Source organism: Anaerosolibacter sp. (assembly GCF_029240175.1).
Classification (GTDB): Bacteria; Bacillota; Clostridia; order Peptostreptococcales; family Thermotaleaceae; genus Anaerosolibacter.
In genome coordinates, this window is record NZ_JARBTM010000005.1 from 289,450 (window position 1) to 302,816 (window position 13,367).

Consider the following 13,367-nt stretch of genomic DNA (forward strand, 5'->3'; position numbering starts at 1 on the left):
AAGAATTCCAAGTGATAAATGATAAAAATGCTACATACATATAAATGAACACCAAATCGGACTTGGAGGTGCTATAATGGGAAGCATAGATAAGAGAAGACTACAGGGACTGATGCAGATGATGGGCGGCATGAACATCAATCCACAGCAATTGAAAATGTTTGAAGAAATATCAAATATCTATGGAGATAAGAGCGAGGAAGAGATTATTCAAGAACTCACCCAATTAAATAAAGCATTGGGTAAAGATAAAGAAAAATATTTGAGGCAAATGGAAGCATTGGCGCAAATGAAAGATTTTCTCAGCGAAGAACAGCGGAAAAAGCTAGATCGGATCATAGAGTTTTTGAACAAAGAGGAAAATCAAGAATAGGTATTCCCATAGAAATATAAGAAAAAGACTAGGACACTCCTAGTCTTTTATTATGATCTACTTGTTTGTAAAATTTCTATGAAGAGGATCTCTTCGTGCCAGTGATGGTATAAATGACATCATCAAGGGAGGCATCCGATGGGACAGAAAATTTACCGGACTTTAATTTCGCTTCCAGTTTCAATTCCTGTATACGGGCAATAAATTTTGCAGTGTTGTCAATAAGCCCCTTTTGCTTTAAAATATTAGCAATACCACTACCTGGGGTACCGTTGGGAATATCCACTTGGATTGTCGTGGGTTGTGGCTGTGGCACTACGGCAGTAACGACAGTTTCTAATACCGGCGAGGCTTGTGGTTCCTCAGGCAATGATGGACTCTCATTGTTACTAGATGTCTGGCTTTGAGATAAATCTTCAGAAGCAATCTCTGTAGGCGTTTCCTCTGATGCCACTTCATTGGATGGAGAATTCTGCTGAGCTGCAACCGGTTCTCCATTGGTAAGCTTGTCGGTTGAAAAAGCCAAAGAGTCCGAAACCTTCCAGGTAATTACTGTGGACATTACTAGAATAATAACAAAGGCAAGCAAAACATCACTGGCTTCGTATAATAAATCTTTGAATTTTTCAAACATCCTGTATCCTCCTCTTATGTAATGCAGAAACTTATATATAAAGGATAACATATCCAAAGGGATTGTTTCAACTGCAATCAAAAATATATTCCGGAGGACCTAAGGGATAGATGACATATTACTTAGTAAGTATATGGAAGAAGTATAGCTATATGGAGAAAGGAGTGGGATGATGGTACAAGTTCCTAAATATCAGTACTGTCCTAAATGTGGAGGAACGCTGTCATTAAATCACATTCATGACCGTCAAAGATTAAGATGTGGAGAATGCAGCTTTATTCTATATGAGAATCCCATTGTGGGTGTGGCTGCAATTCTTCTTAAAGATAGAAGAATATTATTAGGAAAAAGAAATACGAGCTATAAGGGTTTGTGGTGTATACCCTGTGGTTATGTAGAGTATGACGAAGACGTTCATGATGCAGTTGTGAGAGAATTTAAAGAGGAAACAGGGTTAGAAATCGTTGTTGACAGAGTGTATACTGTAAAATCCAACTTTCATAATCCAGAGAGGCACACGGTAGGGATTTGGTTTTTGGCCCGTGAAATTGGTGGAAAGCTGGAAGCAGCCGATGATCTAGACCAGGTAGACTATTTTGATTTGGATCATATTCCACCATTGGCATTTCCAACAGATGAGATGGTTATAAAGATGTTGAGAAACGATATAGAGGGAGAGAGTGAAAAGTGAGAGAACTAAACGTAGGAAAAAATGAAGGCAATCAACGTATTGATAAGTTCTTGAGAAAATATTTGCCTAAGGCTTCCTTAGGGTTTATCTACAAAATGATTCGGAAAAAGAATATTAAAGTCAATGGCGGAAGAATAGACAATGACTATATGTTACAGGATGGAGATATGGTTCAGCTATACCTCAGCGAGGAAACCATTGAAGGTTTTTCAGAAAAAAAGGAAGTCAAAACCGTCAGAATGTCTTTTAAAGTCGTATATGAAGATGAAAATATACTCCTAGTAAATAAGCCCTTTGGCTTGCTAGTCCATGGTGATAGCAGGGAAAAAAAGAATACATTGATCAATCAAGTGATGAGTTATCTCCACGCCAAGGGAGAATATGATCCTAGGGATGAAAAGACCTTTGTACCTGCCAGTGTAAATCGACTAGATCGAAATACCAGCGGTATTGTGATTTTTGCGAAGAACTATGAAACAGTGCAAAACTTGAATAAAATGATTCGAGAAAAAGAATATATTAGAAAGTACTATTTAACGATTGTAAAGGGAAGTGTAAGAAAAGGCCAAGAGCTGAAGGGATATTTGACAAAAGATGAAGATCGAAACCGCGTACGACTCGCAGCACGGGAGGATGAGGACGCAAAAGAAATTCATACCATCTATAAGCCATTAAAGCGTACGGATGAATTTAGCCTCTTAGAGGTAGAGATTATCACAGGAAGAACGCATCAGATCAGGCTTCACCTTTCAAGTATAGGTCATCCAATTATTGGGGATTCCAAGTATGGCAATCCGCGAATCAATCAAATGATGAAGAAAGAATTCGGTTTAGATACTCAGTTTTTGCATGCATATAAAATATTCTTCGATAAATGTGTAGGAAATTTGACCTATTTGGAAGGGAAAAGCTTTGAAGCCGTCCTTCCCAAAAGGCTGAAAGATATTGAAGATGGATTGATAAATGATTTGGAATATCAGGAAAATAGGTAGAAAAGATATGATGTGATATATAGTTCAGCAAAAAAGATTATTCGAAAGAAGGGGACGGTAATGGATAGTTTAAACAAGCCTGAAATCAAATGTGATTCATTATGGTTTGTTTTTAATAGGGATCAAATCCTTATAAGGACTGAGAATGATAGATGGGAAATTCCCACAAGAGAAGATTTAAGACTTATAGGATGTGAACCTGAGCGGTATCAATTTCTTGGAGAGCTAAATGGAATAAGTTGTTTTTCAGCTGAAATAAGGATAAACGATAACCTGAAGAATAATATGGTTTTTGTTGGCTTAAGAGAGCTATTTGGCAAGATAGAGGAGCCATTGTTTTGGCTGGCAGGTAAAGCAATTCAGATTGTGAATTGGGATAAAACCTATCAATTTTGTGGACAGTGCGGAAAACCCACTGAGACAAAGGTTCGTGAATTCGCAAAGGTTTGTGTTGATTGTGGGCTTACCAATTATCCGCGTATTTCCCCGGCAATCATTGTAGCGGTCGTGAATAATGACCAGATTTTGCTTGCCCAGAGCCGTCGATTTACATCTAAGTTTTATAGTGTACTGGCAGGATTTGTTGAGCCGGGAGAAACATTAGAGGAATGTGTGATACGGGAGGTAAGGGAAGAATCGGGTATTGAAGTAAAAAATATAACTTATTTCGGAAGCCAGCCTTGGCCTTTCCCCAATTCTCTTATGGTTGCTTTCACCGCCGAGTATGCATCTGGTGAGATCAAGATAGATGAAGAAGAACTTGTGGATGCAAAATGGTTCTCAGTGAAGGACTTACCTCAAATACCTAGCAGTATTAGTATCGCAAGGAAGTTGATTGATTGGTTTATAGAGAAATATAAATAAGACAACGGGATTTTTATAACAAAGATTGTTACAATAATCGGGCGGGGTAACCCCGCCCCTAGTTACTGAATATCAAAATTTATTTAATTTAAATACTGGCTGTAACTCACCGATGATTTCACCGCGATGATTCTTCACAACGGGTTTCCAAAGAGACCTCAACTGTTGAAATTCGTCCTTGGTGATTAGGTCGAGGCTGTTTAATACATCAATGATGACTGGGTCAATGGCACGATAGGAACCATCATCGATTTTTAGACAAATGCCTAAATCCTCGTCTACGACACCAATATTATAGACAGCTTCAGCACCTAATTTGGCAACAAGTCTGCCTTTTGTAACTTCCATAAGAATCGTATCTAAACGATTTGTACCGGCTACGTAAAAAGGGTTAGTAGTCATTGCAGATTGAATTCTTTTCAGTATCCTGGCTCTTTCAGGTTCAAAATAGCTTTCAGGTTTTGAAAATCTTGCATAGGCTAAAGCCATCCTGTCTATGCCCATACCAAAGACAGGTACACCGCATCCATCAACTGCCAGGACTACATCTTGGGGAGACATATCACAACATGCTGCAATGGTTTTTTTCATGATTTGTTGAATAGGATGATCCACATGTAGATAGTTTTCCATGGAGATGCATAGCAGTTTACCTAGTGCCAGCATGGCGGCATGCTTACCTGAACATGCATTATGGCTAGATTGATATGTATGACCGCCGCGAAGAATAGTATCGGCTGCTGGACTATACATAGGTGCTGCAATACCACAGTCCAAATAGGTGGTGTCATAGCCAATTTTAGATAAGATAGATAGTACTGTATCTACGTGTGCTGGTTCGCCGCCATGGGATGATGTCATCAATGCCAATTCATGGGGTTGAATGTGAAAGGCTTCCATGCCGCCAGATTCTAAGAATGGAATGGCTTGAAACGGCTTGGCAGCAGAACGCCAAAACGTAAAACGGTGGGGGTCTCCTAAGGCATATAAAATCTTGCCATTACCATTCACAATGACTAGATCTCCATGATGACAACTCTCTATATGGCTGCCTCTCGTTACATGGACAAGAATCTCTGACAAATAAACCGCCTCCTTCGGAGAAAATATATTATAATGAGTATATGCTTATTATATCATGAAAACAATTGTCCATAGAAATTGATAAAATAACATTGGGATAGTGGATAAGGAAAGGATTAAAAACCATATGAATGAGGCAAAAATGTCTGTGTTGGATTATAGTTTAGGTCGATATGATTATTCTGGTGCTTATAGGTTATTAAAGGATATTGATGATGCACCTCAAAGCATTGTCTGTATTTTGGATGGCTGTAGATACGCAGCGAATTTTGATTTTAAAACAGCTTTTGAAACAGTTAGAGCTTTAAAAGATGATAAGGACATGGATATACCGATGAAAAAGTGGCTTGATGATATGGAGAGTCTTGCTAAAGGTGTACCCGATGCGATTTTTTCTGAACTTCTAGAAAATACTAGAATTCAGCTGGAAAATGAACGATATATTGATTTTGTGAGCAGAATATACCGTCTAAAGGAAGCTATTTTAAAATATGTTTTTATTCGGTATCATATAGAAAAAAATAAAGTTACATTTTCATCGGAAGTTTTGTCAAAGCAATCCATATTAAAAATACTAAGAAAAAAGTATAAGATTTTCAATCCAAATCTAAGTTACGCCATTACAGCCTATTTACAAAAGTACCACAACAATGATTGGCGATGTAATCAATTGATCCATTTAATAAATAGTGATAAAATGAATGCGCTCATGGATTTACGCAATGCCTCTATCGCAGGGCACGGGTTTAAAGGAATTGAACGTAAAGACCTTATCATGATTTATGGCAGTATTGATCAAATCATAGAGGATTTTGTTAAAGTATTTTCTGAAATAAATGTTCATTTACAAAGAAATAAGTATGATCGGTTAAATCGTTATATTTTAGAAATGATGGCAAAAAACAAATAGGAATTGTTGTATAGGGCAATAAGTGATAGAATAAAACATGGTGAGCTTGTATAAAGGAGGGGGAGCATATGAAGAAAGAGATTATAGAATGGATTAAAACCATTGTTATTGCAGTAGTCATTGCATTGGCAATAACAAATTTTATTGCAAGACCAACCTTAGTAAAAGGATATTCCATGTATCCTACCTTGGATCAATACGATTATTTGATTATCAATAAAATTCCATATATGATCCACGAACCAGAGCGCGGGGACATCGTCGTATTTAAGTCCCATTTAAAAACTCTAGAAGGAAAAGAAAAGGATTTGATTAAAAGAATCATTGGCATTCCAGGAGACCATGTTCAAGTAACTGGAGGTAAAGTTTCTGTCAACGGAGAGGAACTGGAAGAACCATATATTAACGGAGACTATACACCTGGAGAAGTTGATACCATTGTTCCAGAGGATATGCTTTTCGTCATGGGAGATAATCGTGAGAATAGTTTAGATAGCAGAGATGAAAGAGTAGGACCAGTAGAAAAGGAAACACTGATGGGTAAAGCCTTTGTGCGCTTATACCCCTTCACAAAAATTGGTTTAATGGATGGTAAATAAACTCAAGCTTTGGCTTGAGTTTATTTTTATTCATTGAACTTTGCTTTCACAATGAAGGAAATTGAAGAAATATAGCGAAATAAGTATTGAAGGAAAAGTAATCCTATCATAGATACAATAAATCTTAAATGCGAGGAGCCGTTAAGATGGAGAATAGGGATATCATCATTGTAAATGATTCAAAATTTGAAGCGAGAATATTGATGGATATTTTGTCCAGATTAGGGATGAATCCTATCATTTCTGATGAGTATACGATCTTAAGAGATATAAAGCATCGTAAACCCTTTATGGTTATTATTAACTATATTTTGGAGGACTGTACAGGAGATCGAATTATTGAAGAACTCAAAAAGAGATCACCCAACACCATATGCATTCTTTCATCAAGCAACGCTCTCTCCATCACGGATTTTCCCAGCAGTCCCATAGATCAAATCATAAAAACGCCTATTACTATTGACAAAATGAAAGAGATACTCCTAGAAAAACTTGAACAAGAAAACAGTCAATGCAGCAAATGTGGTAAAGCCATTCAGAAAGATTTTATTGTCTGCCCATACTGCGGTACGTTATTAAAAATTAGAGCATAATGCTCTTTTTTTTGTTTATTTTTTCTGATATTGCACAAGCTAATAAATGAAAAAATGAAAGGAGGCAAGACTCTATGAAAGTAAGAGAACTGATGACAACAAATGTTTCAACGGCAGGGGTGGATACACCGATTGATCAAGTGGCAAAACAAATGAGAGATCTAGATGTAGGGTGTATTCCAGTATGTGACCAAAATAAAAATGCCTTAGGAATCGTTACGGATAGAGATATCGTAATCAGAAGTGTTTCCCAGGGAAATACGAGAGTCAATGCAGGGGATGTAATGAGCAGCAATCTTGTGTATGCAACGCCAGAAATGCATGCCCATGAGGCCGCTGAAATTATGGCAAAACATCAGATCAGAAGATTACCTGTTGTTGAGAATGGAAGAATCGTAGGGATTTTAGCCATTGGTGATTTGGCAACAGTAAATATCTATGTGAATGAGGCAGGGGATGCATTAAGCGATATATCAAAACCGAGTACAACTAAAATGTAGCGAGTAAAGTTCCTGTTTATGCAGGAACTTTATTTTGTTGTATAAAATAATAGAATAACTATTTATGGGAGAAAACAGAAAATATTGGGTATAATAAGAAGTATAGGTAAAATCCATAATCTAAGTGGGGGATATAAAAGAGATGACAGAGAAGATAAAAGTGTTGTTAGATGAACAAAATGCTTTAGAAGTAGAACAAGGGACAATACTAGCAGAAGTGTGCAGTAAAGTGCAAGACCAATACCCTTTCATGATCGTAGCTGCGAAAGTTGACAATAGGCTTTGTGAATTGAGTTATCCATTACATAGGGACGCAAAAATAGAATTTGTAGATTTGACATCAACCGATGGTATCCGAATCTACCAGCGAGGATTGGCCTTCGTTTTTATTCGATCAGCCATGGAGATTTTGTCTGGGTGCAGGGTGACTGTAGAGCATTCTTTAAGCAAGGGACTATATTGTGAAATTCATTATAAAAGACCCATTCATGAAGATGATGTGGTAAAGATCGAAGCAAGAATGAGGGAAATCATTGACGAAGATGTTCCTTTTATAAAGGGCAGCGTGCCTGTTGCTGAGGCGAAGCGAATATTTACGGAATTGGGACTTGACGCAAAGACAAAGCTTCTAGACTATAGGAATACATCAGAGGTAAACATTTATAGTTGCGGGTGGCTAAAGGATTACTTCTACGGTTATATGGTGCCAAGTACTGGATACTTGAAATTATTCAAATTGAAGTATTATATGCCTGGTGTAATTATCCAATATCCAGAGAAATCAAATCCTACTGAGATTCCTGAGTTTGAGGAACAGGCCAAATTAGCCACTGTTTTTCGTGAAGCCGAGCAGTGGGGCAGAATTCTTAATATTGAATATGTAGCAAATCTAAATGACAGGATAACAGATAAAAAATATCCTGAATTAATCCGGGTTGCAGAAGCTCTTCATGAAAAGAAGATAGCACAGATTGCAGACCAGATTTTAGAAAAGAAAAAAAGAATTATTCTCATTGCAGGGCCGTCATCTTCTGGAAAAACAACATTCGCCCAGCGACTGTCTATCCAGCTCCAGGTGAATGGTCTTAGACCCATATCCTTATCGACAGATGATTATTTTGTAGATCGCGATCATACGCCAAGAGATGAGAAAGGTGACTTCGATTTTGAGTCCATCAAAGCCGTGGATACAGATTTGTTCAATGATCATCTAGCCAGGCTGATTCAGGGGGAGATGGTAGATCTTCCAACCTTTAACTTTCATAAGGGAGAAAGGGAGTATCGAGGAAAAACACTGCAGATATCCGAAGACCAACCCATTATCATAGAGGGAATCCATGGATTGAATGATATACTCACCGCGGATATACCTCACGATAAAAAGTTTAAGATATATATTAGTGCGCTGACACAGCTAAACATTGATGACCATAACCGTATTCCCACAACAGATACGCGCCTGATTCGAAGAATCGTTAGAGATAGCAAGTATAGAGGTCATTCTGCTCTGACCACATTAAAGCTTTGGAATTCTGTGAGACGTGGAGAAGAAAGAAACATTTTCCCTTTCCAGGAAGAAGCGGATATCATGTTCAATTCGGCATTGATCTATGAACTAGCGGTCTTGAAAAAACATGCCGAACCACTGTTGCTTGAAATAAGCAAGGATGAAAAGGAGTTTTCTGAAGCAAAAAGGTTACTAAAATTTTTAAGTTACTTCTTGTCCATAGAGGATGACCATGTAATACCACAGACATCTATTATTAAAGAATTTGTAGGTGGAAGCTGCTTTGAAGAATAGGGCATCTAAAGAGCTAAAAATCCATATTACGAAATATTAAGAAAGTTCCGTGGATGACCTATTGACTTCGGTTTCTTGATGCATTAAAGTAAGAATTGCACTGGAATCAGAAAGGTGGGGTTATCTATGGAACTTTTGTTATCTGAATTAATATCTAAAAATAGGTACTGGACCAGTTTTGGTCGTGTGGCCGCATATATTCCTGAACTTAAGAATGCGGATCAGAATGCCCTTGGAATTGCCGTTGTGGATATGGATGGCAATATATATAAGGCTGGGGACTATGATACAAAGTTTACAATCCAAAGTGTTTCTAAGCCTATTACCCTGATGCTTGCACTGATGGATTATGGACCAGAGTATGTATTCGAAAAGGTGGGGATGGAGCCAACAGGAGATCCGTTTAATTCCATGAGAAAGCTGGAAACCATCAATCCATCTAGACCATTAAACCCCATGATCAATGCAGGGGCTATTGCGGTAGCTTCCTTGATCAAAGGGAAAGACAATCAAGAGAAAATGAATAGAATTTTAGGTCTGTTTAGAAAATTATCAAAAAATCCTTCTTTGGATATTAACGAGAATGTCTACTTTTCTGAAAAGAAAACTGGTGATAGAAATCGATCTATGGCGTACTTTCTAAGGGATGTAGGTGTTATCGAAGGAAATGTGGAGGATATTTTAGATCTTTATTTTATGCAATGTTCAATAGAAGTAACTTGTGAAGACATCGCCCAGATAGGTATGTTTTTGGCAAATCATGGACTTGTCAAAGAGACTGGAGAACAGTATGTACCAAAGCATATCACGCAGATTGCCAAAACCTTCATGGTAACCTGTGGAATGTATGATGCTTCCGGAGAGTTTGCCATCCAGGTGGGCGTTCCTGCGAAGAGTGGTGTAGGCGGTGGAATTATGTGTGCTATTCCGAATAAGATGGGCATTGGTGTGGTAGGCCCAGCCTTAGACAAAAAAGGGAACAGCATTGCGGGTGTAAAAATGCTACATGACCTGTCAAAACAATTGAATTTGAGCATATTCTAAGGTTCCTTCCAAAGGAATCTTTTTTTTCGGAGAAGATATAAATCATTGGGAATAATAATTTATACAGGTTTTTTGAGGACAAATAAAAATTTTGAATAGAGGGTAGATGTGATGAATAGAGTATATTATGTTGATGGTGGCAGACGAAAGATTGAGTTGTTTCTATCGAAACATGCTGATCGACAAGTAGATTATGATGGATGCATCGTGATCTTGTTTAAGAATGAAAAACTGGTTATGGCTTATCATCCCAAAAGGAAGGGATGGGAGTTCCCCGGAGGAAAAATTGAACCAGGTGAATCAATTGAAGACTGCGGGATAAGAGAAACCTATGAAGAGACTGGATGTAGCATTGAGAAGCTTACTTTATTAGGATATTTTATTATCATTACGCAAATGGGCAAAACTACCTCAGCAATATTCTATGGAGAAGCAGGAATGTTACATTCATTGCCTAATCATAGTGAAATGGAAAGCGTAGCGCTGTTTGATGGATTACCTGAAGATATATCCTTTGATGATGATATTTATAAAATAACCTTAGCTTATATAAGGGATGAAAAAATTCGTTAAATTCTAGTGTTAAGGGGTGGAAGGTGTGAACATCGTAGAAATTCTAGAAAATAGACGTTCAATACGAAAATTTGACAGGAGAGAAGTATCATCTAGACAGTTAGCCGGGTTAGTGGATGCGGGGAATACATCTATACCTTTATATAAGGACATCGATGTACAATTTAGGTTAATTCGTAAAGGGGCTGATTTTGCAAAAAAAATATCTGGAAGCGCGGGTTATTTCGGTATTGTATTCGATGCGCCCCATTATATTGTTTCAATTTCTGAAAAAAAAGAAGGATTTTTAGAAAATTTAGGATACCGCATGGAACAAATGATGCTCAAAGCCCAAGAGGAAGATATAGGCACTTGCTGGACGGAAGTATTTCATTATCATGATAAGATAAAGGAAATACTGGATATTTATGATGATTCCAAGTTAATTCTTGCAGTAACGCCTATCGGATATGAAAAAGAAAATTTTACAGATAAAATGATAAAGCAAGTAGAAAACCAAGGTATATCAAGGAAAAGTGTAGATGAATTGATATGGGGGGAAGACTGGAATAAGGAGCATACAAGGAAGTGGGCAGAGAGATACAAACGGATTATTGATAAAGCACGCTTGGCCCCCTCATGCGCGAACCAGCAGCCATGGAAATTTATTCTTCATCATGAACATCTCGTATTATGCATAAAAAAAGAATCTGTCGGAGGCCATTTATCGATCAATATGAATAGAATAGATGGGGGCATTGTCATGCTCTATTTTCAACTGATTGCTGCCCATGAGGGTGTTAGAGGTGTTTGGAAAAAAGTATCTTCAACAGAGATGATGAACATCAGCATCTCTGATAAACACGAAGCAGTAGGCATATTCAAACCCGTAGGACATTATCAATAATCAGACACCGAAGGAAAACGGAATAATTTTAGAATATTGAAGGATTATGCCGTTTCATGTAGAAATTTTAAACAATAAAGATTATCGAAACGGAGTTGAATCCTTTGCTAAGTATAAAGGAAAACAAAAAATCTGTCGATTTAAGATACATTTATTTGGCCCTGGTTTTCCTGGGCTCACTGTTTATATTTCAAGTGGTGGGGATGCTTGAGGTATATATTTATAGTGTGATTGGAAATATTACTTTTCTTACTTATCATCTGATCTTAGAGGCTGCAAGCATTATTATTAGTTTTGCATCTTTCATTATTACATACTATACTTATCAAAAAAATCATCGTCTGAGACTTCTCGTGTTTTCGGCTGTTTTTTTTATCACTGGATGGTTGGACTTCTTTCATACCATGGGTTACAATGGGATGCCTGAATTCTTTACAGAGAGTTCTATTCCGAAAGCAACAACATTTTGGATTATCGGAAGGTTGTTTTTTGCCATAGGATTACTGATTGCGGGACTGATTCCATATAATTATAAAACGAAAGTAAAAAGGGGTTATTTTTTATGGGGTAGTATCATTGCTTCTACAGTGATCTCATATTTAGTAACACTCCATTTAGATCGTTTTCCACCTTTATTTATAGAGGGTCAAGGACTCACCCTGTTGAAGATAAATCTGGAGTATGTTATATTAGCCATTTTTTTAATTGCTGCAGTTGCGTATATTCGTGATTATCATTTGACAAAGGATCGTATTTTCATACTTGTAGCCGCTGGCTTAATTGTCAGTGTTTTTGCAGAGGCAGCATTTACTCTGTATAAGAGTGTTTATGATACCTATAATTTGTTGGGACATATTTATAAAATCATAGGGATCTATCTTATTAGCAGAGGCATATTCATATATAATTTAGACAAGCCGTATATGGAATTGAGTAATGCGAAAAAGAAAATTAAACTTTATGCAGAAAACTTAGAAAAAATTGTGGAGCGGAGAACATCTGAGGTTCAAAAGGTTAATGCAAAGATCATAGAGGATTTAGAATATGCAAGAAAAATTCAGGAATCCATGCTGCCGCCAAAGGAATTAAATATTTACGGTACTCAGTTTATATCGGAGTATATTCCTTGTGAACGTTTAAGCGGAGATTTCTATGGCATTTATGTTGTTGATGAAGAAAATCTAGGCATGTATATTGCCGATGTAGCGGGTCATGGGGTATCTGCAGCCATGATGACAGTGGTGGCTGATCGAATCATTAAACCAACAGGGGCTCAAGAGCGTGCGGTAAATGCATTGGCACCCCATAAAACCCTAGAGCATTTTTACCGAGAGTTCAATAGGTCTGAATTTCCTATAGAAATGCACGTAGTTATGTTTCATGCAATCTTTAATACGAGATCTCGAGTGCTTTCCTATTGTACAGGGGGAATCAATGTGCTTCCCTTCGTTGTAAAGAAAAGCGGAGAGATTATTAACCTTAATGAGAGTGTAGGATTTCCAATCTGTCGTTTTGGTGATTTCTATACACCCGAATACAAAAAAGCAGAGATACTGTTAGATAAAGGGGATCGGGTCATCTTTTACACAGATGGTCTTGCTGAAAATTTTAAGAATAATACTTTATTAGAACGGGAAAATTTAATTCGTATCCTCCAAGCAGAACGAGAAACGGATTTAAAAGAATTAAATCAGGTAATAAAAAGGGAAGTGAATCAAATTTCATCGGGCTTAGCATATGATGATGATATTACTTACTTTATCATGGAAGCATAGAAAAGAATCATAAAGGATTTTGACAAGGATCTAGAAAAAGTATATAATA

15 protein-coding genes are annotated in these 13,367 nt (G+C 37.3%); 13 read left to right on the forward strand and 2 right to left on the reverse strand.

Annotation, left to right across the window (positions count from 1 at the left end):
• Positions 1-76 precede the first annotated feature (76 nt).
• On the forward strand, positions 77-373 hold the full coding sequence (locus K0R93_RS05550) for a hypothetical protein (RefSeq protein WP_300298728.1): 297 nt from the start codon (positions 77-79) through the stop codon (positions 371-373).
• Between the two features lie 76 nt (positions 374-449).
• On the opposite strand, the gene K0R93_RS05555 is transcribed toward K0R93_RS05550, so the two are convergent.
• Positions 450-1,088, reverse strand: coding sequence for a hypothetical protein (locus K0R93_RS05555; protein WP_300298731.1), 639 nt, complete (start codon positions 1,086-1,088; stop codon positions 450-452).
• Between the two features lie 91 nt (positions 1,089-1,179).
• Between K0R93_RS05555 and K0R93_RS05560 the strand changes: the two genes are divergently transcribed.
• Genes K0R93_RS05560 through nudC form a run of 3 tightly spaced genes read left to right on the forward strand, consistent with a single transcriptional unit; the run spans position 1,180 to position 3,554 of the window.
• The gene (locus tag K0R93_RS05560) at positions 1,180-1,698 is read left to right on the forward strand and encodes an NUDIX hydrolase (protein ID WP_300298734.1); all 519 of its coding nucleotides are present in this window, start codon (positions 1,180-1,182) and stop codon (positions 1,696-1,698) included.
• Positions 1,695-2,690 carry an RluA family pseudouridine synthase gene (locus K0R93_RS05565; protein ID WP_300298737.1) on the forward strand — a complete coding sequence of 332 codons (996 nt, stop codon included), beginning with the start codon at positions 1,695-1,697 and terminating at the stop codon, positions 2,688-2,690. Before K0R93_RS05560 ends, K0R93_RS05565 begins: the two co-directional genes overlap by 4 nt.
• A 60-nt stretch (positions 2,691-2,750) precedes the next feature.
• On the forward strand, positions 2,751-3,554 hold the full coding sequence (gene nudC, locus K0R93_RS05570) for an NAD(+) diphosphatase (RefSeq protein ID WP_300298739.1): 804 nt from the start codon (positions 2,751-2,753) through the stop codon (positions 3,552-3,554).
• A gap of 72 nt (positions 3,555-3,626) precedes the next feature.
• Here nudC and K0R93_RS05575 read toward each other — a convergent pair whose 3' ends face one another.
• Positions 3,627-4,637 carry an asparaginase gene (locus tag K0R93_RS05575; RefSeq protein ID WP_300298742.1) on the reverse strand — a complete coding sequence of 337 codons (1,011 nt, stop codon included), beginning with the start codon at positions 4,635-4,637 and terminating at the stop codon, positions 3,627-3,629.
• Between the two features lie 127 nt (positions 4,638-4,764).
• On the opposite strand from K0R93_RS05575, the gene K0R93_RS05580 reads away from it, so the two are divergent.
• The 9 genes from K0R93_RS05580 to K0R93_RS05620 all read left to right on the forward strand — a co-directional run bounded on the left by K0R93_RS05580 (position 4,765) and on the right by K0R93_RS05620 (position 13,318).
• The gene (locus tag K0R93_RS05580) at positions 4,765-5,547 is read left to right on the forward strand and encodes a hypothetical protein (RefSeq protein ID WP_300298746.1); all 783 of its coding nucleotides are present in this window, start codon (positions 4,765-4,767) and stop codon (positions 5,545-5,547) included.
• A gap of 68 nt (positions 5,548-5,615) precedes the next feature.
• Complete coding sequence (lepB, locus tag K0R93_RS05585; protein ID WP_300298749.1) at positions 5,616-6,146, forward strand: signal peptidase I; 531 nt, start codon at positions 5,616-5,618, stop codon at positions 6,144-6,146.
• Positions 6,147-6,292: 146 nt separating this feature from the next.
• A complete protein-coding gene (locus K0R93_RS05590) occupies positions 6,293-6,739 on the forward strand; it encodes a zinc ribbon domain-containing protein (RefSeq protein ID WP_300298751.1) in 447 nt (148 codons plus the stop codon).
• A gap of 74 nt (positions 6,740-6,813) precedes the next feature.
• Entirely contained in the window at positions 6,814-7,239 is a 426-nt protein-coding gene (locus tag K0R93_RS05595) for a CBS domain-containing protein (RefSeq protein WP_300298754.1), read from the forward strand.
• Positions 7,240-7,381: 142 nt separating this feature from the next.
• On the forward strand, positions 7,382-9,040 hold the full coding sequence (locus K0R93_RS05600; RefSeq protein ID WP_300298757.1) for a nucleoside kinase: 1,659 nt from the start codon (positions 7,382-7,384) through the stop codon (positions 9,038-9,040).
• A 126-nt stretch (positions 9,041-9,166) separates the two neighbouring features.
• Positions 9,167-10,084: a glutaminase A gene (glsA, locus tag K0R93_RS05605; protein ID WP_300298760.1), complete on the forward strand. Its 918-nt coding sequence runs from the start codon at positions 9,167-9,169 to the stop codon at positions 10,082-10,084.
• Positions 10,085-10,195: 111 nt separating this feature from the next.
• Positions 10,196-10,657 carry an NUDIX domain-containing protein gene (locus K0R93_RS05610; RefSeq protein WP_300298763.1) on the forward strand — a complete coding sequence of 154 codons (462 nt, stop codon included), beginning with the start codon at positions 10,196-10,198 and terminating at the stop codon, positions 10,655-10,657.
• A gap of 25 nt (positions 10,658-10,682) precedes the next feature.
• Positions 10,683-11,543, forward strand: coding sequence for a nitroreductase family protein (locus K0R93_RS05615; RefSeq protein WP_300298766.1), 861 nt, complete (start codon positions 10,683-10,685; stop codon positions 11,541-11,543).
• Between the two features lie 104 nt (positions 11,544-11,647).
• The gene (locus K0R93_RS05620) at positions 11,648-13,318 is read left to right on the forward strand and encodes an MASE3 domain-containing protein (RefSeq protein ID WP_300298769.1); all 1,671 of its coding nucleotides are present in this window, start codon (positions 11,648-11,650) and stop codon (positions 13,316-13,318) included.
• Positions 13,319-13,367: the final 49 nt, after the last annotated feature.